This window comes from Paraburkholderia sp. TE9906 (assembly GCF_056279605.1).
Window position 1 is genome coordinate 60,926 of sequence record NZ_JBWCCT010000015.1, and the last position, 25,345, is coordinate 86,270.

The 25,345-nt window shown below is 61.9% G+C and carries 27 protein-coding genes; 11 read left to right on the plus strand and 16 right to left on the minus strand.

All coding sequences use genetic code 11. From position 1 onward, the window contains the following. Window positions 1-15 precede the first annotated feature (15 nt). The 6 genes from ACZ9H4_RS30070 to ACZ9H4_RS30095 form a co-directional block, all read right to left on the minus strand. A complete protein-coding gene (locus ACZ9H4_RS30070) occupies window positions 16-828 on the minus strand; it encodes an amino acid ABC transporter ATP-binding protein (RefSeq protein ID WP_408141042.1) in 813 nt (270 codons plus the stop codon). Between the two features lies 1 nt (window position 829). Then, complete coding sequence (locus ACZ9H4_RS30075) at window positions 830-1,597, minus strand: amino acid ABC transporter permease (RefSeq protein ID WP_408141044.1); 768 nt, start codon at window positions 1,595-1,597, stop codon at window positions 830-832. A 15-nt stretch (window positions 1,598-1,612) separates the two neighbouring features. Then, a complete protein-coding gene (locus ACZ9H4_RS30080; protein ID WP_476122360.1) occupies window positions 1,613-2,431 on the minus strand; it encodes an ABC transporter substrate-binding protein in 819 nt (272 codons plus the stop codon). 82 nt (window positions 2,432-2,513) lie between these two features. Then, window positions 2,514-3,182 carry a GntR family transcriptional regulator gene (locus ACZ9H4_RS30085; protein WP_408141047.1) on the minus strand — a complete coding sequence of 223 codons (669 nt, stop codon included), beginning with the start codon at window positions 3,180-3,182 and terminating at the stop codon, window positions 2,514-2,516. Window positions 3,183-3,472: 290 nt separating this feature from the next. Next, window positions 3,473-4,714 (minus strand): NAD(P)/FAD-dependent oxidoreductase, encoded by a 1,242-nt coding sequence (locus tag ACZ9H4_RS30090; protein ID WP_476122361.1) that lies wholly within the window; start codon window positions 4,712-4,714, stop codon window positions 3,473-3,475. Between the two features lie 78 nt (window positions 4,715-4,792). After that, on the minus strand, window positions 4,793-5,581 hold the full coding sequence (locus tag ACZ9H4_RS30095) for an ABC transporter substrate-binding protein (RefSeq protein WP_408141051.1): 789 nt from the start codon (window positions 5,579-5,581) through the stop codon (window positions 4,793-4,795). 225 nt (window positions 5,582-5,806) lie between these two features. On the opposite strand from ACZ9H4_RS30095, the gene ACZ9H4_RS30100 reads away from it, so the two are divergent. Further along, the gene (locus ACZ9H4_RS30100; protein ID WP_476122362.1) at window positions 5,807-6,784 is read left to right on the plus strand and encodes an ornithine cyclodeaminase family protein; all 978 of its coding nucleotides are present in this window, start codon (window positions 5,807-5,809) and stop codon (window positions 6,782-6,784) included. Between the two features lie 78 nt (window positions 6,785-6,862). Next, on the plus strand, window positions 6,863-7,507 hold the full coding sequence (locus tag ACZ9H4_RS30105; protein WP_408141055.1) for a helix-turn-helix transcriptional regulator: 645 nt from the start codon (window positions 6,863-6,865) through the stop codon (window positions 7,505-7,507). A gap of 166 nt (window positions 7,508-7,673) precedes the next feature. On the opposite strand, the gene ACZ9H4_RS30110 is transcribed toward ACZ9H4_RS30105, so the two are convergent. The 3 genes from ACZ9H4_RS30110 to ACZ9H4_RS30120 all read right to left on the minus strand — a co-directional run bounded on the left by ACZ9H4_RS30110 (window position 7,674) and on the right by ACZ9H4_RS30120 (window position 11,868). Beyond that, the gene (locus tag ACZ9H4_RS30110; RefSeq protein ID WP_476122363.1) at window positions 7,674-9,482 is read right to left on the minus strand and encodes an NAD(P)/FAD-dependent oxidoreductase; all 1,809 of its coding nucleotides are present in this window, start codon (window positions 9,480-9,482) and stop codon (window positions 7,674-7,676) included. Between the two features lie 83 nt (window positions 9,483-9,565). Further along, window positions 9,566-10,726, minus strand: coding sequence for a GAF domain-containing protein (locus tag ACZ9H4_RS30115; protein WP_476122364.1), 1,161 nt, complete (start codon window positions 10,724-10,726; stop codon window positions 9,566-9,568). A 227-nt stretch (window positions 10,727-10,953) separates the two neighbouring features. Further along, entirely contained in the window at window positions 10,954-11,868 is a 915-nt protein-coding gene (locus tag ACZ9H4_RS30120; RefSeq protein ID WP_408323320.1) for a LysR substrate-binding domain-containing protein, read from the minus strand. Window positions 11,869-12,017: 149 nt separating this feature from the next. Here ACZ9H4_RS30120 and ACZ9H4_RS30125 point away from each other — a divergent pair, with 149 nt between their 5' ends. The 5 genes from ACZ9H4_RS30125 to ACZ9H4_RS30145 all read left to right on the plus strand — a co-directional run bounded on the left by ACZ9H4_RS30125 (window position 12,018) and on the right by ACZ9H4_RS30145 (window position 16,656). Next, window positions 12,018-13,199 (plus strand): M20 aminoacylase family protein, encoded by a 1,182-nt coding sequence (locus tag ACZ9H4_RS30125; protein WP_476122365.1) that lies wholly within the window; start codon window positions 12,018-12,020, stop codon window positions 13,197-13,199. An 80-nt stretch (window positions 13,200-13,279) separates the two neighbouring features. Continuing rightward, window positions 13,280-14,464, plus strand: coding sequence for a porin (locus ACZ9H4_RS30130; protein WP_408141062.1), 1,185 nt, complete (start codon window positions 13,280-13,282; stop codon window positions 14,462-14,464). Window positions 14,465-14,538: 74 nt separating this feature from the next. Next, window positions 14,539-15,846: an MFS transporter gene (locus tag ACZ9H4_RS30135; RefSeq protein ID WP_476122366.1), complete on the plus strand. Its 1,308-nt coding sequence runs from the start codon at window positions 14,539-14,541 to the stop codon at window positions 15,844-15,846. Window positions 15,847-15,992: 146 nt separating this feature from the next. Then, window positions 15,993-16,367: a BON domain-containing protein gene (locus ACZ9H4_RS30140; RefSeq protein ID WP_408141066.1), complete on the plus strand. Its 375-nt coding sequence runs from the start codon at window positions 15,993-15,995 to the stop codon at window positions 16,365-16,367. A gap of 160 nt (window positions 16,368-16,527) precedes the next feature. After that, window positions 16,528-16,656: a hypothetical protein gene (locus ACZ9H4_RS30145; RefSeq protein WP_408141068.1), complete on the plus strand. Its 129-nt coding sequence runs from the start codon at window positions 16,528-16,530 to the stop codon at window positions 16,654-16,656. On the opposite strand, the gene ACZ9H4_RS30150 is transcribed toward ACZ9H4_RS30145, so the two are convergent. Further along, a complete protein-coding gene (locus ACZ9H4_RS30150) occupies window positions 16,647-16,955 on the minus strand; it encodes a hypothetical protein (RefSeq protein ID WP_408141070.1) in 309 nt (102 codons plus the stop codon). The two genes, ACZ9H4_RS30145 and ACZ9H4_RS30150, sit on opposite strands and share 10 nt — an antisense overlap. Window positions 16,956-17,933: 978 nt before the next feature. Between ACZ9H4_RS30150 and ACZ9H4_RS30155 the strand changes: the two genes are divergently transcribed. Then, a complete protein-coding gene (locus tag ACZ9H4_RS30155) occupies window positions 17,934-18,800 on the plus strand; it encodes a MipA/OmpV family protein (protein ID WP_476122367.1) in 867 nt (288 codons plus the stop codon). Between the two features lie 98 nt (window positions 18,801-18,898). Here the strand turns inward: ACZ9H4_RS30155 and ACZ9H4_RS30160 are convergent, their stop codons facing one another. Next, a complete protein-coding gene (locus tag ACZ9H4_RS30160; RefSeq protein WP_408141074.1) occupies window positions 18,899-19,681 on the minus strand; it encodes an ABC transporter substrate-binding protein in 783 nt (260 codons plus the stop codon). Window positions 19,682-19,871: 190 nt separating this feature from the next. On the opposite strand from ACZ9H4_RS30160, the gene ACZ9H4_RS30165 reads away from it, so the two are divergent. The 3 genes from ACZ9H4_RS30165 to ACZ9H4_RS30175 all read left to right on the plus strand — a co-directional run bounded on the left by ACZ9H4_RS30165 (window position 19,872) and on the right by ACZ9H4_RS30175 (window position 21,425). Further along, the gene (locus ACZ9H4_RS30165; protein ID WP_476122368.1) at window positions 19,872-20,378 is read left to right on the plus strand and encodes an ArsR/SmtB family transcription factor; all 507 of its coding nucleotides are present in this window, start codon (window positions 19,872-19,874) and stop codon (window positions 20,376-20,378) included. Continuing rightward, window positions 20,375-20,902 (plus strand): SRPBCC family protein, encoded by a 528-nt coding sequence (locus ACZ9H4_RS30170; protein ID WP_408141078.1) that lies wholly within the window; start codon window positions 20,375-20,377, stop codon window positions 20,900-20,902. Before ACZ9H4_RS30165 ends, ACZ9H4_RS30170 begins: the two co-directional genes overlap by 4 nt. A 94-nt stretch (window positions 20,903-20,996) precedes the next feature. Beyond that, window positions 20,997-21,425, plus strand: coding sequence for a DUF1801 domain-containing protein (locus ACZ9H4_RS30175; RefSeq protein ID WP_408152182.1), 429 nt, complete (start codon window positions 20,997-20,999; stop codon window positions 21,423-21,425). A 91-nt stretch (window positions 21,426-21,516) separates the two neighbouring features. Here ACZ9H4_RS30175 and ACZ9H4_RS30180 read toward each other — a convergent pair whose 3' ends face one another. The 5 genes from ACZ9H4_RS30180 to ACZ9H4_RS30200 form a co-directional block, all read right to left on the minus strand. Further along, window positions 21,517-21,963: an SRPBCC family protein gene (locus ACZ9H4_RS30180; protein ID WP_408141081.1), complete on the minus strand. Its 447-nt coding sequence runs from the start codon at window positions 21,961-21,963 to the stop codon at window positions 21,517-21,519. A gap of 249 nt (window positions 21,964-22,212) precedes the next feature. Then, window positions 22,213-22,968, minus strand: coding sequence for an SDR family oxidoreductase (locus ACZ9H4_RS30185; protein WP_408152183.1), 756 nt, complete (start codon window positions 22,966-22,968; stop codon window positions 22,213-22,215). 207 nt (window positions 22,969-23,175) lie between these two features. Then, complete coding sequence (locus ACZ9H4_RS30190) at window positions 23,176-24,207, minus strand: LysR family transcriptional regulator (RefSeq protein WP_408152345.1); 1,032 nt, start codon at window positions 24,205-24,207, stop codon at window positions 23,176-23,178. Window positions 24,208-24,325: 118 nt separating this feature from the next. After that, the gene (locus ACZ9H4_RS30195) at window positions 24,326-24,733 is read right to left on the minus strand and encodes a cupin domain-containing protein (protein WP_408141085.1); all 408 of its coding nucleotides are present in this window, start codon (window positions 24,731-24,733) and stop codon (window positions 24,326-24,328) included. A gap of 41 nt (window positions 24,734-24,774) precedes the next feature. Further along, a complete protein-coding gene (locus ACZ9H4_RS30200) occupies window positions 24,775-25,254 on the minus strand; it encodes a carboxymuconolactone decarboxylase family protein (RefSeq protein ID WP_408141087.1) in 480 nt (159 codons plus the stop codon). Window positions 25,255-25,345: the final 91 nt, after the last annotated feature.

The following is a 25,345-nucleotide window of genomic DNA, read 5'->3' on the forward strand; positions in this document are numbered from 1 at the left end:
CGACTCTCTTGACTGCTAGGTCGGCTGAAGACTTTCAGCAGTCTCCAGCGGCTTGAACATCCGGCGCAGAAAAGCCCTGGTACGCGGATGCTCCGGCGCGGTGAAGATCTGTTCCGGGGCGCCTTGCTCGATGAGTTCGCCTTGATCGAGCACGACCACACGGTTCGCCACTTCGCGCGCAAATTCCATCTCGTGCGTCACGACGATCATCGTCATGCCGTCGCTGGCCAGTTCCTTCATGACCTGCAGCACTTCGCCGACTGTCTCGGGGTCCAGCGCGCTGGTGGGCTCGTCGAAGAGCAGCACTTTGGGTTGCATCGCCAACGCGCGCGCGATGGCGACACGTTGCTGCTGCCCGCCGGACAATTGCGACGGATAGTGGCCGGCCCGATCCGCGAGACCGACACGCGACAGCAGCTTGCTTGCCTGGGCGATTGCCTCGGCGCGCGGTATCTTCAGCACATGAATGGGCGCCTCGATGATGTTTTCCAGCGCGGTCATGTGAGGAAACAGATTGAAGCGCTGGAACACCATGCCGATATCGCGGCGCTTGCGGGCAATCTCGCGCCCGGAGTCGGGCGCGAGACTGCCGTCCGGACGCTCGACATAGCCGAGCGTATGCCCGTTGACCCGCACGCGGCCGCTTTCGAACGTTTCGAGCAGATTGAGGCAGCGAATGAAAGTCGTCTTGCCGGACCCGGACGCGCCGATGAGTACGACCACCTCGCCCTTCGATACCTTCAACGAAATGCCGTTGAGGATCTTGTTGGCGCCAAAGGACTTATGAATCTCCGACGCTTCGATGATCGCTTCGTTCTGATTGGTCACGTCAGCGCCCCCGCAGCATTTTCATGGTTTGCAAACCGAACAGACGACCGCTGGTGCTCGTGTGCTGTTCGCTCCGGCCGAAGTGAGACTCGAGCCAGCGCTGGAAGAAACCCCACAGCGTCGTCAGCAACAGGAAATAGATCGCCAGCACGAGATACAACTCGAACACGCGGAAATTCACCGAGGTAATCATCTGCGTGCTCAGCATGAGTTCCTGTACGCCGATCACGCTGACGAGCGTGGTGTTCTTCAGCATCACGTTGAACTCGTTGCCCATCGGCGGAATGATGACGCGCAGCGCCTGCGGCAAGACAACGCGTCTCATGAGGAGTGGGGTCGTCATGCCGAGCGAACGCGAAGCCTCGTATTGCCCGCGATCCACGGCGCTCAGTCCGGCCCGGATGATTTCGGCCATATAGGCGGCCGAGTTCATGCCCAGCGCGAGTATCGCGGCCTGAATGTTCGCCGGCAGCGTCAACGGACCGACCACGATGTCATGAAAGCGGAAGATGTTGGCGGCCGCGAACGCCGTGTACAGGAAAACGATCTGTACGAGCAGGGGCGTGCCGCGAATCATCCAGATGTAGAAGCGCGCCACGCACTGCAACGGCACCTTCGACGACAGCCGCATCAGTGCGACGCATAGCCCAAGAACCACGCCCAGCAAGACTGCCAGCACGCTGATGGCGCAGGTCAGCCACAGTCCATGGAGATACGTCGAACTCGGTGTCAAAAGGAATTGACGAAAAATTTCCCAGCTGAAATTCATGGCGTCATTCCACGTTTAGAAACGGTCGTTTTCGAGCTTCCACTTTTTCAGCAACTGCGTGTAGCGATCGCTGTGCACCAGGTCGGCGACAGCCTGTTTGACGGCGCTGCTCAACGGTTCGTCTTTGCGCGCGCCGATGCCGGTCGGGATGCGGTTGAAAGAGGGGAGGGCTTCCTGGAACGTGTCGCCGGTGACGCTGCGAAAGTGCGCGGCGCTCTCGGCGGTCGTGCCATAGGCGTCGACCTGCTGCAGACGGAAGGCCTGGAAAGCGTCGGCGTCCTGACCGAATACGACGATGTTCATCGGCGCTTTGCCGGCCGCGGTAAGCGTCGCATTTTCCTTTTCGAGCAGGCTGCGAATGGTGGACCCATTGATCACTGCGACTTTCATGCCGGCGAGATCGGTGAGCGCCTTGATGTTCTTCGGATTGCCGTGCGGCACCAGAATCGACTGGCTCGAATACATATAGTCGATGATGTCGATGACCTCGCGGCGCTCCGGTTTGTCGAAGAGCTGGCTGATGATCAGATCGCATTGATGCGCCTTGAGCGCCGGGATCATGCCGCTGAACGGCACGATGCGCCAGTCGATCTTCAGGTTGAGCGACTTCGCGACATCTTGCGCGACATCGATGGAGAACCCTTGAGGACGTTGCTCCAGATCGAACGAAGCCAGCGGCGGCGCGTCCATGCTCGAACAGTAGGTGAGGGTGTGTTCCTGTAGAAGACCCAGCTGCCGGGTATCCGCTGCGGCGCTCGCGCCCGTATGCAGGGCAAGCACTAGTCCGGTGAAAAGGAATCCGAAGCGAAGGCGCTTGATGTGACGACCCGGCATAGACGTGCTCCTATTTGTAATGACATGCAGCAACGACAGACGAAAGCCTGTGCTGAATATGAAATCGATGGGGAAAAGGGGCTCACGTGTGAGGCGGCGCAGGAGGCGAGCTCTCCATGAAGGCGATCAGGCGCGACACGGTGGATGACGCATGCTCATGCAGGACCTGTTCGGCCAATACGGGATCGCGCGCGCGTAGCGCGTCGAGAATTTCCTGATGTGCGTCGCGCGCGCGGCGTCGTTTGGAGGTGACCTGTTCCATCCACAGCCGCATCGGCCCCTCAATCAACGTGTAGAGCGATGCGATTTCGCGGATCAGACGCGGGCGGCCGCTGATGCCGCACACGTATTGATGAAACGCGCAATGGCGCTGGACCCACAGTTCGGTGTTGTCGACGCAGGCGTCCATGTCGTCAAGCATGCGCTCTAGCGTCGACAGATGCGCGTCGGTGCAGCGCGGCGCCGCGACGCGGATCGCTAGGCCCTCCAGCGCCGCGCGCATGTCGAAGATATCGCGAAGCTCGTCGACGTCGAGCCCTTTGACGATCGCCCCCCGGTTCGGACGCAGAATGACGAGGCCCTCGCTATGCAGGCGGCGCAATGCTTCGCGCACGGGCATGCGGCTCATCGACAATTCCGCGCCGATGCTTTCCGCCACGATGCGCTGCCCCGTCGTGTAGCGGCCCTGGCAAATCGCGTCGAACAGGTAGCGATACGCTTCTTCTTCTGCGGTCACTGCGGGAGTCGACATGGGATTCGATGAGTTAGATCAGCGCCTGGTGTGCCTACCGTTGACGCAGTCTACATCGATTGGATTTTTGTATCCAATATTTCAAAATAAATACGTAAAGGGTAAACCGCCATGCGGTGAGCCGCATTCAGCCGTGTTCGGGAAACCACCAGGCGCCTTGTCGGCGACACCCCTGCGAGCGCGTGTGGGGTTGCGCAAGTGCGACGACCATGCCGTTCAAAGGCATGGCCGGGTGCTCATTCGGAAGAAGTTCTTTCGGGTACAGGGCGAGTTTTCGCCGCCAGCCCTGTCTATCGGAACCGCTCGGGACGGAACGGACGCACGTCGATGAACGGCGCCGCGCCCGTCATCATCTCCGCCAGCAAACGTCCGCTGACGGGGCCGAGCGTCAAGCCGTGATGATTGTGGCCGAACGCGAACCACAGGCCTCGATGTCGAGGCGCGCGCCCGATCACAGGCCGCATGTCGGGCGTGCAGGGCCGCAGCCCGAGCCACGGCGCGTCGTCCAGACGCTCGCCCAGGCCGAAGGCCGGTTTGGCGATGCGTTCGGCGCGCGCGAGTTGAATCCCGGTGGGCGCGGCTTCACGCCGCGCAATTTCGACGCCGGTAGTGAGCCGCAAGCCGCCGCGCATGGGCGCAATCACGTAGCCTTCTTCGGTGTCGACCACGGGCACGGACAGGATCGTCTGCGTGGGACGATAGTGCATGTGATAGCCACGTTTCGCGCGCAACGGAATGCGATAGCCGAGCGGCGCGAACACCGTGTCCGACCAGGGTCCGAGCGCGACCACCACTTCCTTCGCGCTGATTTCTCCGCCATTGCTCTGAACGGTCCACGTGTCGCCGCGCGCGCGCAGCGTGGTGGCGTCGCCGTTCAGCAGCGTGCCGCCGGCCTGTTCGAATAGACGCGCATACCCTTTCGTCAGCGCGCCCGGATCGGAGATGCTCTTCGGATCCTGCCAATGCAACGCGCCGCAAAATCCTGCGCCAATGCCGGGCTCCTTGACGCGCAATGCAGCCGCATCGAGGGGTTGCACGCGCAGACCGTGGTCGCGCGCGGCGGCTTCGGCCACCTTCGTCTGATGGTCCAACTCGCTTTGCGTGCGAAATGCTTCGATCCACCCGCCGTCGTGCGCGAGTCGTTCAAGACCCGCTCGCGCGATCAGCGCATCGTGTTCGGCGACGCTGTGCCGGATCAGCGGCAACATATCGCGCGCCGCCGTCGCCAACCGTGCGGGTGACGACTCCCACCAGAAACGGCCGAGCCATGCGGCGAATGCGGGAAGCGCGCGGTAGTCCCAGTAAAGGTCGGTCGATTGATTGCGCGCGTAGCGCAGCAATGTGCCCAGACGGCGGGGAAAGCCGTACGGCACGATCGACGAACTCTCGATCAGCCCCGCGTTGCCGAAACTGGTTTCCTCACCGGGCCCGCGCCGATCGATCAGCGCGACGCGGCGTCCGCGATCCTGCAGATGCAGGGCGGACGACACGCCGACGATGCCGGCACCCAATACGATTACATCGAAATCCATAGACTGGCTCTGTTCCCCGCGCCGGTTCGCGCGGGAGGGGCCCGCTGCTCGCGGGCCGGGAGGCGCTTATTTCACGCGTTACTTCGCAATGATGTCGCGCTTGAAATACTTGACCGACAGATTGCTCAGCGTGCCGTCTTTCTTCAGTGCGTCGAGCGCGGCGTTGACTTTGCTCTCCAGCGTCTTGTCGCCCTTGCGCAACCCGAAGCCGGTGCCTTCGCCGAGTGTCGCCGGGTCTTTCAGCGGCTCGCCGACGATCATATAGTCACGCCCGGCCGGCTTGTCGAGAAATCCATCCTGAGCCGTCTGTGCTTCCTGCACCGCGGCGTCGAGGCGACCCGCCGTGAGATCGCTATACACCTGATCCTGGTCCTGATACGAGACGATCGACACGCCCGCATTCGCCCAGTGCTGCTTCAGGAAGTCCTCCTGCGACGATCCTTGCAGAACGCCCACGCGTTTGCCCTGCAAGCTCTTCACGTTGGGCAGTAACGGCGAGCCGTGCTTGACCACCATCACGATGGGCACGATATAGATCGGTGGCGTGAAATCAATGCTTTGCTTGCGCTTCGCGGTGATGTTCATCGCTGAGTTGATGACGTCGAACTTGCGCGCCTGCAGCGCCGGAATCAGACCGTCGAACGAGTTCTCCACCCAGACGCACTTCACGCCCATCTTCGCGCAGACCGCATTGCCGACATCGACGTCGAAGCCCTGCAACTGGCCGGCCGGCGACTTGCTCTCGAACGGCGGGTACGCTGCCTCGATGCCGAAACGCAAAGTGCCGGCGGTTTCGGCATTGGCTGCGCCTGCCACGCTGACCAGGGCGGCAGCAAGGCAAACGGAAAGCGAGAGCTTGAGAATCATGATGGGTCCAGGCGTGGTTGAGATCGCTAGAAAGGGGCCAAATGAAACAGCATGAGCTTGCCGCTGAGCCATCGCGTGGACGCGGCCTTGTCGCTGTTCTGGAACATGAGTCTATTCTGGACGGCGATAATTGCAAGGCATTTCAAAAAAAATAATCCAGACTGGACTTTAAATTTAGAATTGAGCCCATGCCGGACCGCTGGCACCGACCTGGAGAGCAGACACATGAACCACAGCGAAACGACAACCCCGCTCATCGTCCACGAGAAGGCGGTGCGCAACGCGCTGCCCGAGCTGGACGTGCGCCGCGCCTTGACTGAGATGTTTCGCGCACTGCATGGCGAGCAGGCAGTGCAGCCGCCGCAAAGCCTCACGCTGTTTCCCGCGAACGCGGGCGATTTCATCACGTACCTTGGCGCGATTGCAGACGCGAAGGTGTTCGGGGCGAAGATGTCGCCGTACATCGTCACGGGCGCGAAGCCGATCATCACCGCCTGGACCGCGCTGATGTCGATGGAAAGCGGCCAGCCGTTGATGTGGTGCGATGCGGGTCTGCTGACTGTCGAGCGTACGGCTGGCGCTACCGCGCTCGCCGTCGAACATCTCGCGGCACCCGGCTCGCGCCGGCTCGCGATCGTCGGTGCCGGCGCCGTCGGTCTGGCGCATCTGCGCCACATTGCGCCGTTGCGTCCGTGGGATTCGATCCACGTTTTTTCGCCGAATCTGCACGGCAACGCGGCACAGCGTGCCGCCGTCACCGCGCTGGACCCGCGCATGAGTGTCTGCGCGACGCTCGAAGAGTGCGTCCGCGACGCGGACGTGGTGGCCTTGTGTACCTCGTCGGGCACGCCGGTGCTGGCCGAAGGCATGCTGACGAAGCCGGCGCTGATCACGTCGATCAGCACCAACGCCGCCCACGCGCATGAGATTCCGCCCGCGTGGTTGCCGCGGATGGACGTGTATTGCGACTATCGCCGCACCACGCCCGCGAGTGCCGGAGACATGAAGCTGGCGGCCGAACTGCACGGATGGTCGCCGCAGAGCGTCGTGGGTGACCTGCCCGAGCTGGCGAGCGGCAAAGCGGATAAGCCGTCGTACCAGCGGCACGCATTCTTCCGTTCGATCGGACTCGGCCTGGAAGATGTGGCGATCGCGTATGAGCTGTTTCGATATCTGAGCGCGCGGCGCCCCATGGCAAAATAGTACGGACCAATAGGGGCGGCGGCATGTCGCGCAGCACCATGCCCGGCACGCCGCGCCCCAGGAACCTCCCCGACCTTCATGCGAAAGACAAAATCCACCCCGGCTCGCCGACAGTTGCTCGACCGCTATAGCCGCGTCGCCGACGGTATCGCGCTTCTGTTTTTTCCCTACGTCGAAATCGTCATTCACGACCTTCACAGCCAGACCATCGCGTACATCGCCAACAATCTGTCGAAGCGGGAGTTGGGCGACGACTCCGCGCTGGAAGAGATCGATCACGTCGCGCAGCCCGGCACGATCGGTCCGTACGAGAAGATCAATTGGGACGGCCGGCGCATGCGTTGCGTCAGCACGGTGCTGCTCGACGACGAGGGCGTCGCTTCAGGTGTGATGTGCGTGAACTACAACATCGCCGTGTTCGAAGAGGTGAAGCACGTGATCGACCTCGTGATTTCGGGCGTCGGTGTGGTGAAGCAACCGGAGGAACTGTTCAAGGACGACTGGCAGGAACGGATCAACACATTCCTCCATGGCTGGCTTCAGGAGCGCCAGTTGGCGCTCAATTCGCTGACGCGGGATCATCGGCGCGAACTCGTCGCCGCGCTGTGGGAGGAGGGCGCATTCAAGGGCAAGAGCGCGGCGAATTATGTCGCGAACGTCCTGGGGATGGGACGCGCCACCGTCTATCAGCACATCAGGGACTTGCGCGACGCGGCGCAGTAGTGTCAGCCGGTCCCATCGACGCCGGTTCACGGCTCGCGCGATGGGGCGGCGATTGGGCGCAGCGGCGCTGCGATTGGCAACGTGCCGCTGCACCCAATGCTTTTCACCAAGGGCTATGTCACGATCGCGGCGGCCATCATCTGGCCGCATCCCGCGATCCGGCCCACTACGATTGGTGATGAACCTCCTGCAACCCGAACACCGGCGTCGCGATACCCTCCATCCGAGCCTTCAGTTGCAGTGACAGGTACTGCGAGTAGTGACGCGACTGATGCAGATTGCCGCCGTGGAACCAGAGCGCCGCCTGCTGCGTCGGCTTCCACATGTTGCGTTGCTCGCCTTCCCATGGCCCCGGGTCTTTGGTCGTGTTCGAACCGAGTCCCCAGACCTTGCCCACCTTGTCGGCGACCTCGCGCGAGATCAGGTCGGCGGCCCAGCCGTTCATCGAGCCATATCCCGTTGCGTACACGGCCACGTCCGCTTCGAGTTCGCTGCCGTCGCTCAGCAGCACCGAGTGCTCCTTCAACTCCACCACGTCGACGCCGCTTTTCAGTTTGATCTGGCCATTGGCCACCAGGTCCGACGCGCCGACGTCGATGTAGTATCCCGAGCCGCGCCGCAGGTACTTCATGAAGAGCCCGGAATCGTCATCGCCGAAATCGAGCATGAAGCCGCTCTTTTCCAGCCGGTCGTAGAACTCGGCGTCGCGTTCCCTGATCGCGTTGAATACCGGGATCTGGAATTCGTGAAGTATCGCGTACGGAATCGAGGCGAAGGTCAGATCCGCTTTCGGCGTCGTCATGCCGGCCGCCACTGCGCGCTCCGAATACAGATCGCCCAGCGCCAGTTCCATCAGCGAGTCCGACTTGACGATGTGAGTGGACGAACGCTGCACCATCGTCACGTCGACGCCCGCTTCCCACAGCGCGGCGCAAATGTCGTGCGCCGAATTGTTCGCGCCGATCACGACGACCTTTTTGCCGCGATACCCGTCCGGCCCAGGGTGTTTGGACGAATGATGCTGCTCGCCCTTGAACACGTCCATGCCCTTGAAGTTCGGCACGTTCGGCTTGCCCGACATCCCAGTGGCGAGCACGAGTTGCTTGGGCCGCAATGTGATGGCACGACCGTCACGTTCGACTTCGACGATCCATTCGCCTTTCGTTTCGTCATAACGGGCGGACTTGCAGGTGGTCGACCCCCAGTAGTTCAGCTCCATCACCTTCGTGTACATCTCGAGCCAGTCGCCGATCTTGTCTTTCGGCGTGAAGACCGGCCAGTTGTCGGGGAAGGGCAGATACGGCATATGGTCGTACCAGACCGGATCATGCAGACAAAGCGTTTTGTAGCGTTTGCGCCAGGCGTCGCCGGGTCTTTCGTTCTTATCGACGATGATGGTCGGCACGCCGAGCTGCCGCAGTCTCGCCCCCAGACCAATCCCGCCTTGCCCGCCGCCGACGATCAGGCAGTAAGGCTGCGACGAGTTGCCTAGCGCGTCGAGTTCGGCCTCGCGATTTTCTTTCCAACTGGTGCGCTCGGGACGCGCGCCATGCTCGGCGCCCATCGGCCGCTTCGGTCCTTTGGGTTCTTCGTGGCCTTTGAGCTCGGCCATTGTCGTGAGCAGGGTCCAGATCCGGCCGTCCTTCAGACGAATGAAGCCGCTGCCGCGCGCCACTTCGGTTTCGAACGTAATCCAGCCTTGGGTCACGCCGTTCGCATCGGTTTGCGGCTCGGGCTCGCCTTCGGCGAGCTTCAGCTTCGATGGCTTGATCGCGCCGAGTTGCGCCTCCAGCATCGCGGCGATCTGCTCGCGGCCTTCCATGGTCTTGATGTTCCAGGTGAACGCGACCAGATCGCGCCAATAGCAATTGGGTTGGAACAGTTCGACGGCCGCTGCCGTATCGCCGCGTTTCAGCGCGGCTTCGAGTGATTCCAGAACACTGGAGATGGGCCGGTTGGCGTTGTTTTCAGACATGGTTGCTCCTCCATACAATACGGATATCTAACTTCGATGGACAGGCGGGTTCTGCGCCCGCTAAGGGAATCGATGCGGCGTTGCTAACACTTGTGCGGCGGCAGGATGCCGAGCTTGGCAATGCGCCGGTACAGCGTCGCGCGTGACATGCCCAGCGCTTGCGCGGCTTGCTCCGCGCGCCACTTCGCCTCGCCCATGGCCGCGACGATGCGGCTGCGTTCGAGCGCGTCGCTTTCGGACATGGCGGAAGGCGGCGCGGGCGTGGACTGTGATGCGGCGGCGCCGCGCGGCGGCGGTGCGGGTCGCTTCGGCATACGCGCGACGGGCGGCGGCCGCACGCGCGCATACAGTGTCGAACCGGTGTCGTTCAATCTGAGCGAGACGAGGCCGCGGCTCGCCTTGGCTTCGAACAGACGCTCCGCCGGGACATCGAAAAGCTCGGTGACGTGGCGCGGCAACCGCGTGAGGGCCGGCACGCATTCGCGCGCGCGCCGGTTCGCGGCGATCGCGTTGCCGCACGCGTCGATGGCGATCAGGATTTCCGGCTGGGCCTCCACGTAGTGGCGATTGCGGTGCGCGAGCAGCACCCAGCAGTCGGTCGCCGCGTTGAGGAAGTACGCGTCTTCGATCAACAGCGCGCTTTGCCGCACGATGTGATTGACGAGCCGCTGGCTCTCGCGCTCGTCGGGCGAGCGCACCGCCGACGCATCCAGCACGCCGAGCAGTTCGCCGTGCAAGCCGAAGATGGGCGATGCGCTGCAAGTCAGCGTGGTGAACGCCGCGCGAAAGTGATCCGTTCTGTGAACGGTGATCGGTTCCGCGTCGAGCAGCACGGAGGCGACACCGCATGTACCTTCTTCGCTCTCCGACCAGCACGAACCGAGATAGAGGCCCGCGCGCTTGAAGTCGTGGCGACGGTCGCGATCGACCCGGTAGTCGATGGTCACGCCTTGCGCGTCGGTGAGCATCACGCAGTAGTCGGCTTCGCGCACCATTTCATGCAGCCGCGACAGACACTGGCCCGAGGCGCGCAGGAAGGTTTCTTCGCGATGCTGCACGTCGCGCAATTCGGGAACCGTGAGAACGCGCGGACCGGCGGTTGCGCCGGGGTCGAGATGATATTGCTCGAGCGAGCGCCGGTACGACGACGCGAGCCGTTTGCCGTCGACGCCGGGCCGCACCGTCCGCCCTTCGATGACGTTGCAGACGCGGTCGATATGCTGGGTCGACGGAACATACGGCATCACGAACCTCCGGGCGAATTCAGCGCGAGCAGGGTGCAGGAGGCATTGTGCGCCACTTGTGGCGCCGTATGTCTGCGCTGCCGAAACGTACAGGACGTTTTTTAGCACGCGTGCCGTGGGAGATCACACTGCAGTGCACCATGGCAGTGTGTGAGATTTTTTTCTCAACGATTCGCACAAGCCGCGCCCTTGAATCGGACAAGGCGCATCGCGCTAAAGCGTATCTGCTAGATCACCGGATGCGCGAATATCGCACTCGTGTTCACGATGCAGCGAATGAAATACTCGGCGGGGCGAGTGAGGATCGCACCTTCGCGACGCATCAATTGCAGCCTGGCGTGATGCGACGTCTCGATGAAATCGAGCTTGCGGAACTGGCCGTTCGCATTGGCAAGTTCGAGCGTGTGCGACGCCCATGCCATGACCGTGTCGAGCGAAATGGCGAGGCTGTAGAGCAGGGATTGCGACGTGCAGCGCGTGATCCGGCGCGGCGGCGGCAAACCGTGCTGGTCGAACAGCGTGGCAATGAACTGCGGGTACGCGTTGCTCGTGTCGGAATGAATCCACTCCGCGTCGCGCAGATCTTCCAGTGAGGTGGCATTGGCCAGCTTGCCGCTCTTGCGCACGGCAAACGCCAATGGAACCGTCAAGACTTCGGTGCACTCGATCGACGCGTCCGACACGCCCTCGTAGGATGCGGCCAGCGCAAAGTCGAGCGAGCCCTGGCGCAGACCGTCCAGCAGCCGCGTGGCCGTCTGTTCGAGAAACTCCACGTTGACCTGCGGCATGTCCTGGCGAAACCGCGCATAGGCATCCGGCAAAAGCGTCAGCGCGGCGAGCGGCGACACACCTACTGTGACCTTGCCTTCCAGCGCGCCCCGCTCCGTCGCCATCTGCTGCTCGGCGCGCTCCAGTTCGCAGACGATCAGCCGCGCGCGCTGCAACAGCGACTCGCCGCTCGGCGTGAGCACGACGCCACTGACCGTGCGGCCGAGGAGGGTGATGCCCAGATCGGATTCCAGTTCACGAATGGCCTTGGTGACGGCCGGCTGACTGACGAACAGCGCGCGTGACGCGCCGATCACGCTGCCATGATCGGCGACCGCCACCAGCGCTCGAAGCTGATGGAGCTTGATAGCCATTATTACCTTAGGGTAAATACTATAACCAACGGTTATTGGTATAAAACTTTATCATGTTTTTCTCCGCCTACGACCTCGTAGACTCGCTTCCCAGAACGCGTTGAGCCTGATTGCGCGTGTGTTTGAAGGGTCTGTCCGAGGAGGCGGTGTTGTCCCAAACTGTAAATATCGATCCCGCGATTCGCGAGCAAGCGGCGCAATTCATCGAGTTGCGCCAGCGTATTCACGCCCATCCGGAACTGGGTTTCGAAGAACTCGAAACGAGCCGCCTCGTCGCGGAAAAACTGAACGCCTGGGGTTATGAAGTGACCGAGGGCGTGGGTGGCACAGGTGTGGTTGGCCGCCTGAAGCTCGGCGACGGCCCGCGTTCGATCGGCCTGCGCGCGGACATGGACGCGCTTCCGATCATCGAAGACACGGGGCTGCCGTACGCAAGCCAGGTGCACGGCAAGATGCATGCATGCGGGCATGACGGCCATACGGCGATCCTGCTGGCCGCGGCTCACTACTTCGCGCAGAGCCGCCGATTCAACGGCACGCTGAACCTGATTTTCCAACCGGCGGAAGAAGGTCTTGGCGGCGCGGCGCGGATGATGGAAGAAGGCCTGTTCGAGCGCTTCCCGTGCGACGCTGTCTACGCGTTGCACAATGCGCCGGGCCTGCCGGTCGGCCAGTTCATCGTGCAACCCGGCGCGATGATGGCGTCGGCCGATCTCGTGACGATCAAGCTGACCGGCGAGGGCATGCACGGTGCGATGCCGCATCTCGCGCGCGATCCTGTGGTCGCAGCCGCCAGCATCGTGATGGCGCTGCAAACCATCATGTCGCGCAACGTTCCACCAGCCGAGGCCGCCGTCGTGACGGTGGGCGCGATCCAGGCCGGCACGGCGCACAACGTCGTACCGTCGACGGCCACCATCCTGATGACGGTGCGCACGCTCAATACGAAGGTCCAGCAACTGATCGAAACCCGCTTGCGCGAGATCGTCGAAAGCCAGGCGCGCAGCTTCGGCGTCACGGCGCACATCGACTATCAGGCGGTGACACGCGTGCTGATGAACACGCCAAAAGAAACCGAACTGGCGCGTCAGGCAATCGCCGCGGTCGTCGGCGCCGACAACATTCTGCCCTTGCCGCCCGGAATGATGGGCGGTGAAGACTTCTCGTGGATGCTCGAAAAGGTCCCCGGCTGCTATGTCGCGCTCGGCAATGGGGCGCAAGGCCATGGCAGCTGCATGATCCACAACCCCGGCTACGACTTCAACGATCAGGCCTTGCCGATCGGCGTCAGCTACTGGGCCACCCTGGTCGAGCAGTACCTGAGCGTCTGAGAGCGTCTGAGATTCGCAATTGCACGCCGGGTGTCGCGCCCGGCTGGCTCGCACAATTCAAGTCCATATCGGGGATGCAGATGAACTATAAGAAGACTGTTTGCGCAGCGGGTATGGCGCTGCTTTCTCACGCGGCATTCGCGGACTCCTATCTGCTAAACGAGCTGTCCCAGTGGCCGCAGATCGAGAGTTCGCAGCGCAGCGGCATTTCGCTGTACGGTGCGGTCGACATGGGGTTCAACTATCAGAGCGTGAGCGGGACGTCGCGCTGGCAGACGCAGAGCGGGGGTGTCCATACTTCGCAGTTCGGGCTTTTCGGTCGTGAAGATCTCGGCGGTGGCCTGAAGGCGGAGTTCAACCTCGAAAGCGGCTTCATGGCCAACACCGGCACCTTCGGCACCAGCAACACCTTGTTCGATCGCGCCGCGTGGGTGGGGCTCAATTCGGCTAGCTGGGGCGTGGTGCGCTTCGGTCTTCAGCCCACTGCGAATCTGCCGCAGTTCATCGATCCGTTCGGCGAGGTGACCACCAACTCGGTGGTCACCTGGCTCGCGGGCGGCGCAGTGCAGACACCGAAGGGCGTCGGCTACAACGCGGACCTGGGTCCGGGATCGAGTCAGATTCTCGTGCGCGAAAGCAATTCGATGACCTGGACGACGCCGCGTGTCGCCGGCTTTGGCGCGACGTTCATGTATGCATTCAATGGTACGAACGGCGTTTCTCCGTATGCGTCGAACCAGGGTGTCGTCGCTTCGTGGACCAACGGCTCGCTGTATCTGGCAGGCGCGTATAACCGCGTCTGGAGTTCGCCGGTCGAGATCGAGGGCACGTCGCAGACCGTTCGCAACGATATCTACGGCGTCTCTGCGATCTACGACGTGGGCAGCTACGTGCTGTCGGCCGCGTTCGCCCAGGTTGCGCCGAATCTCGCGGCCAACGGCATCGCGCGTTCCTATCTGGTGGGCGCAACTTTGCCGTGGGGGCGCAATGCACTGCGCGCGTCGGTGGTCTATCGCGATACGTCCGGCGTTCGCGACGCCGCCGGCAATCCGGCCAAAGATTCCGCGCTCGGCATGATGTTCGGCTACGACTATTCGCTGTCGAAACGCACTTCGCTATATGCTCGCGCCGGCTTTATCCGTAACTACGGGATTTCCACAGTTATCCTGAACAGTAATCCTTTGCCGTTGCAAACGGGTACGGCCTCGCCCGAACTCGGGACCACGCCGCTGACCGCATCGGTCGGCATCTATCACCTGTTCTGAGGCTCGCAACACCCGGCTGACGATAACTCGCCGTCAGCCGGGTACCCGCGTTTCCTTGCACCTGAAGTGGCGATATGAAGACAACTTGCGCGACCGACGTACCTTTTAACGACGACCGGCAATCCGTTGCTGTTCCCGAAGCGGCTATACATCGGCGCGTCATCCTGGCGACGTCCCTTGGAAACGCGCTCGAGTTTTTCGACTTCACGGTCTACAGCTTTTTCGCAGCGCTGATCGGCAAGCTGTTTTTTCCAGTGGGCGGACTGCATGGGCCGCTATTGCTCTCGTTTGCGACCTTTGGCGCCGGTTTCGTCGTCCGGCCGATCGGCGGCATCGTGATCGGCGCTTATGCGGACCGCCGTGGCCGCAAGGCGGCGATGATGCTGACCATCCTGATGATGACGCTCGGCACGGCGATCATCGGGCTCGCGCCGACTTACGCGCAAATCGGTATCGCCGCGCCGTTGCTGATCGTCGCGGGCCGTTTGATTCAGGGCTTTTCGGCGGGCGGCGAGGTTGGCGCATCGACCACCTTTCTGATGGAATCGGCCGCGCCGGGTATGCGCGGCTATCTGGTCAGCTGGCAGCTGGCCAGTCAGGGTGCCTCGGCCTTGGCGGGCGCGCTATGCGGGGTGCTGTTGACCCGGTCGTTATCGCCCGCTGCACTCGAAAGCTGGGGTTGGCGCGTGCCGTTTTTGCTCGGCTTGTTGATCGGTCCCGTCGGCCTGTATATCCGCAACCATCTTCACGAGACTCTGCATGCCGCGCCTCGCGCGCCCGGCATTCCCACGGGCGACGTGAAATACGATGTGCGCCGTATCGTGCTTGGCACGTTGCTGATGATCGGTGGCACGTCTTCGATGTACGTGATGGTGTTTTATCTTCCGTCCTGGCTGATGAACGTCGCACATCTGTCGGGCGTTGCGGCGCTTCTGCCTAGCGGCGTCGCAGGTCTGATTCTAACGTTCGTGTCGCCGGTGGGTGGCAAGCTCACCGACCGGCTGAAGCGGCGCAAACCCATGCTATATGTGACCGGCGTAGCGGGCGTTCTGCTGCTTTATCCGGTCTTCGCGCTAATGCTTCGGATTCCGAGCCTTATCACGATTCTGTTGAGCGTAACCGTGATCGTCGGTCTTCGGGCAGTGTCGAATCCGACGGGCTTTCTTCTGCTGCTCGAGGGTTTTCCACGTGAAATCCGCGGACGTTCGCTGGGCATTGTCTACAGCGTCGGCGTGACGCTCTTCGGTGGCTTTGCTCCGTTCATCGTGACGTGGCTGCTCAATGTCACCCAAAGTCCGTATGCGCCGGTCTGGTACATGGCCGTATGCAGTCTGGTCAGTCTCGCCGCGCTGCCGATGTTCAATGAGGTCGTCACCGATTGATCGTCGTGCTGCGTACAGCAAAGCGGCTGGCTGCGGAATTATGCAGTTCTGGAAGCACATTGTTTAAACCATCACAAGGCTATCTGATGAGCCTCGCTTCCTGATGAACGAAAGGTCATCAGGAGCCAGACAAAGGAGAAAAATGCATGAAAGCGGTTCAGTTCATCAAACGGGTTGGCGGCGCGGTGATCGTACTGGCATGTCTCGACGCGCAGGCGCAACCTGCCTCGTCAGCGCAAGCGGCATCATATCCGGTGCAGGTCACCAAGGATGCCAAGGCCGCGAACAGGCAGCTTGCCCGAGACGTGCGCCGCGCACTCAAGGAGGCGAGGCATCGGGGACTGCGCTTTCGGAACATTACAGTGCGTGCGAATGATGGCGTCGTGTCGTTGAGCGGCAGCGTGCCCGAGGCGAGCCAGGTCGATCTCGCGATCGACACGGCGAAGGGCGTGCCCGGTGTGCAGTCCGTCAATAGCCGGCTAGCGGTTCGCAATGAAATCATCGGACGCGGCAGTCAGTAGTCTTATGTAGACGTTGTCGATGCGGACACGCGCGGCTTACGCCTGAATACATCAGCGCGCTCGACTACCACGACGCCAGCCGATGCAATGCGTCTGGGCATGCGCTCCAATCGCGAATAGTCGGTTTCCGGCTGACGCCGCGAGCAACCTCGGCCTATTCATGAAAGACGGCAAGATCTTCGGGAATACGCTAACCGGCATGACACGAGTGCCGCCGATTCTCTTTGGAATTGCAACACCTGCTGCGAAACAGATGTTGCAATGCATGGGTGGCTTTCCTTATGCCTGAATCTGGTTCTTATAGAATTTTATGTCTTTCATCATGACGCGCAGGTTCTGGTCCGGATTGGCGATCAGATCGATGTTCTCGAGTGGATTGCCGTCGACGAGCAATAGATCCGCGTACGCGGCTTCTTCGAGCAAACCCAGTTTACGCGGATAGGAATCGCGCTTGCCGGAGAGTCCAAGCAATTGGCCGTTCATGCCCGTCGCCATGCCTCGCGCCTGCGCGGCCGAATACCAGCGGGTGTACGCATGCACCAGGCCATACGTGCCCCAGTCCGCAGCAGTTTCGATGGTGGCATGCAAATGCCTTTCAGTGAACGCAAGCATGTCCAGGGGACTGAGTGGTGTGGAGACGACTGCGCATCCCACGAGCCTTTATCTGGGATGCGCACTGGATGAACTGTTCGCGCACGCGCATCCGAGCCTCGTCTTCCGAAGCGGCGATGGCGCTGCCGCCGTCTCGCCCTGCGGCGCTGATCTGCCGTCAAAAAGCCGGAAGTTCTGACGATCACCAACTTCGCAGGCGCGCCCGGCGGCGTGGCGTTTTGCGCGCTGCTGATGCTGGGCAGGACGAGACTCGGCAGCGAAGCCGCAAGGCCGGCAACGCACCCCCGCCACGACAGGTCGGCACTGATACGGCGGTTAGCGTACTGTTTCTGCGACTTATCATAAAAGCATGAATATGACGTACCGATTGTCTTGTCACTGTACTTTCTTGAAGGCATAGATCACGCCATAAGCGTAGATCGCCGCGTGCAAAAAAATGCCGCCGCCGAAGCCGACCGGCATCTAAGAAAAGTGAAGGCCCTTCAGGTTATTTTCTATGGAAAGCTCTGGCAAATTCCGGCTTCATTCGGTGCAAAACGAGTGCGGCGGTGAGCAACGCAGTACTAATAGAAATGGATGCTTGCCTGTTGCAAAAAAAACACCTGGCAAAATTTGCTTGCGACAGCCGGAAAAAAGGGGCTATTCTCATGGCACGTAACTGCGTCGACAGATCCGTGGGAATAAGACAGAAATCAACAGTTCGGAGAGCGAGATGGACCGGATGAGTGCTCAAGTTGATCCATTCATAGGTGTCGGCGGCACTTTCCATCGCAACTCCGAACGCAACAGGACATGAACCATTTCATGTGATCGATACGCTGGGTTGTCCGTCGTTCGAACAACCATAGGCCGTGCGGTATTGAGTCTGAAATTCAGCATCAAGACTGCCTGTTGAACTTCATGACTCACGCCCGCCGGGTCCGATCCCTTCACTTTGCCGACGGAGAAGCCGAAATGATCGAAGTGTCAATGCGGTGCATGACCAAGCTGCTTGCGGGCTCTGCGCTATCGCTGTGTGCCGTGACGGCCATGGCGGACGATACGCTGAGCCTCTCCGAGAGCGCGTTCGCCCTTGCCGCTCCGGAGGTCCAAGCCGGCCCGTCCGGTACGCCCAGTCCATGGCGCTTTTCCGTGGGCGCCGGCGTCGTGAACATGCCTAAATTTCCAGGCGCGAGCGGCACGAAATGGGAGGGCGTGCCAGTGGTGAGCGCCAGCTACGACCGCTTCTTCATTGGCGCCAATCCGGATGCCGCATCGTTCCTGTCGCTCGGTGCTTACTTCTATCGCGACAGTAACTGGCGCGTGGGTGCGGCCATCACTTACGACTTCATCGAGCCGCGTAACGAATCCGACGACTCGCGGCTGCATGGCCTCGGCGATATCAAGCGCACCACGCATGCGGAGCTATTCGGCGTCTATACCTATCAGTTCGTCACGGCGCGCGCGAGCGTGTTGACCGATATCGGGGGCAACGACCGCGGCACCGTGGTGACTTTCGATGTGCTGGGCAAATACGAGCCGATGCCGGGATTGACGCTGAGTGCCGGACCCGGACTCACGTGGGCGAGCAGCGACTATAACGAAACCTATTTCGGCGTGAACGCGCAGCAGAGTGCCCGCTCTGGTTTGCCGGGCTTTTCGGCGAGTTCTGGCTTGAACCAGTTGCGCTTTTCGGTCGGTGGCGTGTATCGGATTGGGGGGCACTGGAATGTCGGCGCCAATGCCGCATTCGCGTGGCTGCGTGGCGACGCAACCGACAGTCCGATCACCGAGAAGACGAGCCAGATATCGTATGGCCTCTTCTGCACCTATCTCTTCTGAGTCGGGCGAAGCTTGCTGCCGGTTGTCATGTGAATGCGCGTTGCGCGCAATGCTGTAGCGGTTCGGCTCACCACGCAATGGGGTGAGCCGGGCCGAGTTCACTGACCGTAGACGTCGAAGTCGAAATACTTTTTCGCGATCTTGTCATACGTGCCGTCCGCGCGCGTGTCGGCGATCGCCTTGTCGATCTTCTCCTTCAATTCGGTGTCGTCCTTGCGCAAACCGATCGCGGTTCCGCTGCCCAGCGTCTTCGCGTCGTAGAGCGCGTTGCCGGCGAATGCGAAGTCCTTGCCTCTCGGTGTGCGCAGGAAACCGACTTCGGCCTGCACGGCGTTCTGCAGCGATGCGTCGATACGGCCGGCGATCAGATCCGTGTAGACGAGATCCTGATCCTGATACGACACGACAACCGCGCCGGCCGGCTCCCAATACGTCTTCGCGTACGTCTCCTGAATCGAGCCCTGCTCGACGCCGATGTGCTTGCCTTTCAGCGCTTCCGGTGTCGGTACGATCGGCGCGCCCTTCTTCGCGACGAGGCGGGTGGGGATGCGGAATACCTTGGACGAGAACGCGATCTGCGCCTGGCGCGCCGGGGTCATCGACATCGTCGAGAGTACGCCGTCGAATTTGCGGCCTTTCAGCGCGGGAATCATGCCGTCGAACGAGTTTTCGACCCACACGCATTTCGCGTTCAGGCGGCGGCAGATCTCGTTGCCCAGGTCGATGTCGAAGCCGACGAGCTGGCCGTCGGCGGCTTTCGATTCGAACGGCGGATAGCTCGCATCGACGCCGAAGCGCACGGTCGACCACTCCTTTGCGATGGCGCTGCCGGACGATACGGCGAGTAGCGCCATCGTCAGCGTTGCAAGCATGGTTTTCATGTTTCTCCTTTCATCACTCTTTTAAAAACCGCGCAACGTGAATGAACGACCGCAAATGGACGTCAGGCACGCTGTTGCTGCGCCGGGACCAGCTGGACGAGTCGCAAGCGGCGCGCAAACCCGCCATTCGAGCGCAAATAGCCCGAACAGACAAATGTATTAAATAAATCGGTTCATGCGATCGGCGCATATGGAAGGCGATGCGGATTCTACCGGCATCGACTTGAATTTTGCGGACACGATCGAATTAGCGATGCTCGTCGATGAGAACGTGCAACAGGTTGGGGGACCGCACGTCGTGCGGCGCAGCGTCCATTCGCACAGCTTGACTTGTATATGCCTAAAGAGGTATATAAGAGGTATGGAGTCGACATTTGCCATCATCGCCGAGCCGAACCGCCGCGCCATCCTGAGTCTGCTTGCAGCTTCGGAGCAGTCGGTGGGTGAAATCGAGGAGAAGCTCAACCTCTCGCAACCCTCTGTCTCGAAGCATCTGCGGGTGCTCCGGGAGGCCGGTTTCGTGGAGGCGCGCGTTGATGCACAACGGCGTCTATACCGGATCAATCCGGAACCGTTGATGGAGATAGACGCCTGGCTCGCTCCATTCCGCCGATTCTGGTCGGTCCATCTCGACGCTCTGGAGCGTCACCTCGATCAGGTCGATCCTGCACCGCGCAGCAAGGGGAAGAAACGATGAGCAATCGCGACGAATACATGCCGGGCCCTGCCGCCGGCGCCGAAGTCAGACAGGATGGGGAAAAGTGGACGCTCGTTGTCGTCCGCGAGTTGCGCCATTCGCCGGAGCAAGTCTGGACGGCGTTGACCGATCCGGCCAGTCTGCGTGAATGGGCGCCGTTCGATGCCGACCGTAGCCTCGCCTGCGTCGGGCCCGTCAGGCTTTCGACGGTCGGAACGCCGGCGCCGCAGATCTCGGAGACCGAGGTGACGCGCGCCGACGCGCCGAATCTGCTCGAATACCGCTGGGGCGGCAACGATATGCGGTGGACACTCGAACCGCTCGGCGACGGCACGCGTCTCACGCTCTGGCACAACATCGATCGCAACTTCATCTCGATGGGCGCAGCCGGGTGGCACATTTGCCTCGACGTGCTCGAGAGGCTCGTGGCGGGTGATCCGATCGGGCGTATCGTCGGCGGCGACGCGATGCAATTCGGCTGGCCGCGCCTGAACACCGAGTACACGAAGCGCTTCGGTCTCTGAAACGGGCGCACGGTAAGAGGAAAAACCGGCGTCGTAGCCAAAAAAGAAGGCTTGCCCCGAATCATTACGATGTCCGAAAGATCAGGAGGAGAAGATGAAAAAGGCGGAGCCGACCGAAGGTCAGCCGGCATCTGAATTGATCGACAACAGAATCGCCGAACTCGGAGACTGGCGCGGAGAGACGTTGAGCAGGATGCGCAAGCTCATCAAGGATGCGGACCCTGAGGTCGTGGAGGAATGGAAGTGGATGGGCACGCCCACGTGGTCGCATGATGGGATCATCTGCACCGGCGAGTCGTACAAGTCGGTCGTGAAGCTGACCTTCGCCAAGGGGGCTTCGCTGGAAGATCCGTCCAGCCTCTTCAACGCTAGTCTCGACGGAAATGTTCGACGCGCGATCGACATCCATGAAGGAGAGCAGGTCGACGCGGCGGCGTTCAAGACGCTTATCCGCGCCGCCATCGCTCTCAATACGGCTGGTGTAAAGGCAAAGGCAACGAAAAAGCCGGCGCGGACGAAGTAGTCGTCGGACATGTGAACGATGCCCCGATGCCCGAAGCGTCTTACGCGACGCGCTTCGGGCAACGCGGCGCACGCTTGCCTGCCAGACGTGCTCAGTCAGGTATCTCCGGCTCGACGAGCCTCGCCAGTTGAGCGAGCGATTCCTGCCAGCCGAGGTAGCACATCTCCACCGGAATGACCTCGGGCACGCCTTCCTGCACGATGGTGACATCGGTGCCGCAGGACACCTGCCGCAATGAAATGGTGACGTGCATCTGCCCGGGCAGGTTCGGATCGTCGAAGCGGTCGAAGTAGCGGATTTTCTCGTTCGGCACCAGTTCGATGTACTCGCCGCCGAATGAGTGGCTATGGCCGGTGCCGAAGTTGCGGAAAGACATCTTGTGGGTGCCGCCGACGCGGGCATCCATGTGGTGGACCTGGCAGGTGAAACCGTAGGGCGGCAGCCAGCGCACGATTGCATCGGGTTCGAGGAAGGCGCGGTAGACGCGCTCGGGCGTGGAGCGCAAAACGCGGTGAAGATGAATGGTTCCGGTAGACATGATGTGCTCGCCTTTCACTAGAGAAGTTGGACTTACTTCTACGACGAACCGGCAATGCGGGTATCGACATGGGTTTCCTCAGGGAAAACCCATGGATGCCGCCAATCGTACTCGAAAAGGCTAGCCGCGCGGGGACGGACGCCGCTCACTGTGACGGTGGTTGAATGCAGTTCACGACGGTCCCGGCCGTGATACGCATCCAGCAATCGTGAGCGGCGCGGCGGGCGCAAGGTGCCCCCGACTCCGGCGTCAACGAGCCGTTTGCGACTGGCTGAACCACGCGTCGAACTTCACCGAACCGAGGCGTGGATTCGCACCGGGCACCAGCGTGTCGTCGTGCAACTCGGCGCCGAAGTAGCGTGCGTGCGGATCCGCGACCACCTTGCGCTGATCGTGCGTCGCGCTAAGGAAATGCTCCGCGAGTTCGGGTAGCCGAATCCGCTCCGGCCCCGCCACTTCGACGACGCCGTTCAGCGGCTTGCCGAGCGCATAGTCCGCGACCGCGAGGGCGATGTCGTCCGAGGAGATCGGCTGGATGTACGCGGTCGGAAGCCGTACGGTGTCGCCTTCGGTGCCCGATTGCACGATGCCGCCGACGAACTCGAAAAATTGCGTCGACTGGACGATCGTGTACGGCACGCCCGATGCGCGAATCAGTTTCTCCTGCGCGATCTTGCCGCGGAAATAGCCGCTTTCCGCGAGCCGCTCGGTGCCGACCACGGACAACGCGACGTGATGCGTGACGCCCGCGGCAGTTTCGGCTGCGAACAGATTGCGGCCGGACGTTTCGAAGAATTCGAGCACGGCCTTGTCCTCGAACGACGGCGAGTTGGCCACGTCGACGACGACTTGCGCGCCGCTCAGTGCGTCTGCAAGTCCCTCGCCGGTGATCGTGTTGACACCCGACGCCGGTGATGCCGCGATCACGTCATGACCGCGCGTCCGCAGGTCGTTGACGACTTTGCTGCCGATGAGTCCGCTACCGCCAATGACGACGATTTTCATGATGTCCTCTCGATGAGTGTTCGTGCAGCCGTAGAGGCCGCCGGATGTGTCTCGGGGCCTGGCGCGCGCATCGCACACGGCGCGTCGCAGGGGGGCTGTATCGGAAACCTGATTGATGTGGCCGCCGTACGAGTTCAATAGTAGGCGTCGGCCGCGGCTCCCAGTAGGCCCGCGGCGGAACTCGCACTGTTGCCGCGACGACACCAATCAGCGCGCGCGCGCCGTGGGCAAGGCGGAAAGTACGGGGAATGAGGTCATGCAGTCGAGGTCGAGCGCGCGCGTTTGTTCCGTCATGTAATCGACGAATACACGGATACGCGCGGGTAGATGTTTGCGGCTCAGATAGCAGATGTAGTGGCCGCGGTCGTCGGGCGCGTATTGCTCGAGACAGGACCGCAGCCGCCCGTCGCGCAGAGCGTCGCAGACCTGGTACGCGGCGAGCTGCGCAATGCCCAAACCGTCGCGCACGGCTTGCAGTAAGAGGTCCGGGTCGTTGAACGTGTGTGGGGCGTTGGGCGTCATCCTGTGCGGCAGGCCGTTCACCTTGAACTCCCATTCGGTGATGCGCCCCGACGCCGCCCGCAAGTTGATGCAGCGATGCGCCCCCAGATCCGCCACGCTGCGCGGCAAGCCGTGCTCGCGTGCATAGGCGGGCGACGCGCAGACGATCATCTGCATCGGGATCAACTGCCTGGCGACGACCTGACTGTCCTCCATGCGTCCGTCGCGGAAAGCGACGTCGACGCGGTCGGCCGTGAAGTTGGCCGGACTGTCGTTGAGCAGCAGGTCGAGCGCGATATCCGGATAGCGTTCGTGAAAACCGCGCAACAGCGGCGCGACGATCGCACGGCCGAAGCCGCTCGTCGAACAGATGCGCAATTGTCCGCGTGGCGGTCCGCTGCGAAGCTCGCGCATTTCCTCCAACGCCTGCACGATGCGCTCCACACCGGGATGGCAGTTCTCGTAGAAGCGTTCGCCTTCCCGCGTGAGCGACGTGCTGCGGGTGGTGCGCAGAAAGAGGCGCGCATCCAGTTGCGCTTCGAGTTTCTGGATGTTGCGGCTCACGGCCGAGCGGCCGATGCCGAGCCGGTCGCCGGCCTTGGCGAAGCTGCCTTCGCTGGCGACCGCCAGAAACGCGATGACGCCCGCGTAGCTGGTGGCGAAGCTGCTGGCGAGCGAATCCTCGCTAGCGGGGGCGGAAATGGAAGAGGGTGCCGCTGGTCGGCGGAACGCGTGCATGTCAGGCATGGCGGCTCGGGTCGAAGAGGTGCATATCCCCAAGACGGGCGACGCGCGCGCGCTGTGACACGATCCGCCATTTTTTTCGGCGGACGATGTCACAGGCGGGTGGATCACTTCACTTCACCGGCGTCAGCACAGGCGCATTTTTGTTCTTCAGCAGCAGGACAAGAAACTTGGCCGGCTGCGTGGCGCTGGCGTTCCGGCCGACCGTGTGAACATCGTTCGGCCCTTCGTAGAAGCTCTGCCCAGGCGTGAGCGTCACTTCCTTGCCGCCCTTGACGCCCATCACGATCGACCCTTCCAGTACATAGATGAAGCCATGCGCATCGTGCCGATGGGCGGGATCGGCGCCGCCGGGCGGGTAGACGACCGTGATCATCAGCGCTTCCTTGCCTGGATAGTCCGCGAGCGGCTGCTCCATCACGGGCGTGACGATCGCCTCGGGCGCGGCGCTGGCCGGTCCCGCAAACCACGCCGTGCAGAGCAGCGGCACCAGCAACGCGAGTCTTTTCGATCTCGACATGATGTTTCTCCTGCAAAGGCCACGCGGTGCGCGGCCGTTACTCATGCAAGGCCGGCCTTGTCGAGACCGAACGCTTTGTCCGACGAGCCCGGCACGGTCTTGAAGGCGACGTTCGCGCGGTTCCACCCGTTGATCGCCATCACTTCATAAGTCAGATCCGACAGTTCCTTCTCCGAAAACTGCGTGCGTACGCGCTCGTAGATGTCGTCGGGAACGCCTTGCTCGGGCAGGCGCGTGAGGATTTCGGTCCACGCGAGCGCGGCGCGTTCGCGCGGCGCAAACAGCGTCGATTCGCGCCAGACGGCCAGATGGTGCAGACGCAACTCGCGTTCGCCGTGGATCTTTGCCTGCTTCACGTGCATGTCGACACAGAAGCCGCAGCCGTTCATCTGCGAAGCGCGGATCGCGACGAGATCGCGGACCGATTCCTCGATGGCGCTGTCGCCCAGCAGGTTGCTGAACTCGAGAAACTTCTTGAACAGTTCCGGCGATTGCTGGATGTAGTTGATGCGTTGGCTCATGATTTTCTCCTGGCGGGAATGAAGCCGGCGCCCTTCGGCGACCGGAGCAGCGGTGTCGGCGATCTGCCGTACGGAAACCATGGTAGGTTCC

Excerpts from the sequence above, each read along its gene's own strand:
- ACZ9H4_RS30080 (WP_476122360.1), bottom strand. The coding sequence starts at position 2,431 with ATGCCGGGTCGTCACATCAAGCGCCTTCGCTTCGGATTCCTTTTCACC.
- ACZ9H4_RS30115 (WP_476122364.1), bottom strand. The coding sequence starts at position 10,726 with ATGCCGTATGTTCCGTCGACCCAGCATATCGACCGCGTCTGCAACGTC.
- ACZ9H4_RS30175 (WP_408152182.1), top strand. The coding sequence starts at position 20,997 with ATGAAAAAGGCGGAGCCGACCGAAGGTCAGCCGGCATCTGAATTGATC.
- ACZ9H4_RS30165 (WP_476122368.1), top strand. The coding sequence starts at position 19,872 with ATGGAAGGCGATGCGGATTCTACCGGCATCGACTTGAATTTTGCGGAC.
- ACZ9H4_RS30195 (WP_408141085.1), bottom strand. The coding sequence starts at position 24,733 with ATGTCGAGATCGAAAAGACTCGCGTTGCTGGTGCCGCTGCTCTGCACG.
- ACZ9H4_RS30160 (WP_408141074.1), bottom strand. The coding sequence starts at position 19,681 with ATGAAAACCATGCTTGCAACGCTGACGATGGCGCTACTCGCCGTATCG.
- ACZ9H4_RS30135 (WP_476122366.1), top strand. The coding sequence starts at position 14,539 with ATGAAGACAACTTGCGCGACCGACGTACCTTTTAACGACGACCGGCAA.
- ACZ9H4_RS30185 (WP_408152183.1), bottom strand. The coding sequence starts at position 22,968 with ATGAAAATCGTCGTCATTGGCGGTAGCGGACTCATCGGCAGCAAAGTC.
- ACZ9H4_RS30180 (WP_408141081.1), bottom strand. The coding sequence starts at position 21,963 with ATGTCTACCGGAACCATTCATCTTCACCGCGTTTTGCGCTCCACGCCC.
- ACZ9H4_RS30075 (WP_408141044.1), bottom strand. The coding sequence starts at position 1,597 with ATGAATTTCAGCTGGGAAATTTTTCGTCAATTCCTTTTGACACCGAGT.
- ACZ9H4_RS30145 (WP_408141068.1), top strand. The coding sequence starts at position 16,528 with ATGAAAGACGGCAAGATCTTCGGGAATACGCTAACCGGCATGACACGA.
- ACZ9H4_RS30090 (WP_476122361.1), bottom strand. The coding sequence starts at position 4,714 with ATGGATTTCGATGTAATCGTATTGGGTGCCGGCATCGTCGGCGTGTCG.
- ACZ9H4_RS30120 (WP_408323320.1), bottom strand. The coding sequence starts at position 11,868 with ATGGCTATCAAGCTCCATCAGCTTCGAGCGCTGGTGGCGGTCGCCGAT.
- ACZ9H4_RS30085 (WP_408141047.1), bottom strand. The coding sequence starts at position 3,182 with ATGTCGACTCCCGCAGTGACCGCAGAAGAAGAAGCGTATCGCTACCTG.
- ACZ9H4_RS30140 (WP_408141066.1), top strand. The coding sequence starts at position 15,993 with ATGAAAGCGGTTCAGTTCATCAAACGGGTTGGCGGCGCGGTGATCGTA.
- ACZ9H4_RS30110 (WP_476122363.1), bottom strand. The coding sequence starts at position 9,482 with ATGTCTGAAAACAACGCCAACCGGCCCATCTCCAGTGTTCTGGAATCA.
- ACZ9H4_RS30200 (WP_408141087.1), bottom strand. The coding sequence starts at position 25,254 with ATGAGCCAACGCATCAACTACATCCAGCAATCGCCGGAACTGTTCAAG.
- ACZ9H4_RS30155 (WP_476122367.1), top strand. The coding sequence starts at position 17,934 with ATGATCGAAGTGTCAATGCGGTGCATGACCAAGCTGCTTGCGGGCTCT.
- ACZ9H4_RS30100 (WP_476122362.1), top strand. The coding sequence starts at position 5,807 with ATGAACCACAGCGAAACGACAACCCCGCTCATCGTCCACGAGAAGGCG.
- ACZ9H4_RS30170 (WP_408141078.1), top strand. The coding sequence starts at position 20,375 with ATGAGCAATCGCGACGAATACATGCCGGGCCCTGCCGCCGGCGCCGAA.
- ACZ9H4_RS30130 (WP_408141062.1), top strand. The coding sequence starts at position 13,280 with ATGAACTATAAGAAGACTGTTTGCGCAGCGGGTATGGCGCTGCTTTCT.
- ACZ9H4_RS30095 (WP_408141051.1), bottom strand. The coding sequence starts at position 5,581 with ATGATTCTCAAGCTCTCGCTTTCCGTTTGCCTTGCTGCCGCCCTGGTC.
- ACZ9H4_RS30190 (WP_408152345.1), bottom strand. The coding sequence starts at position 24,207 with ATGCACGCGTTCCGCCGACCAGCGGCACCCTCTTCCATTTCCGCCCCC.
- ACZ9H4_RS30105 (WP_408141055.1), top strand. The coding sequence starts at position 6,863 with ATGCGAAAGACAAAATCCACCCCGGCTCGCCGACAGTTGCTCGACCGC.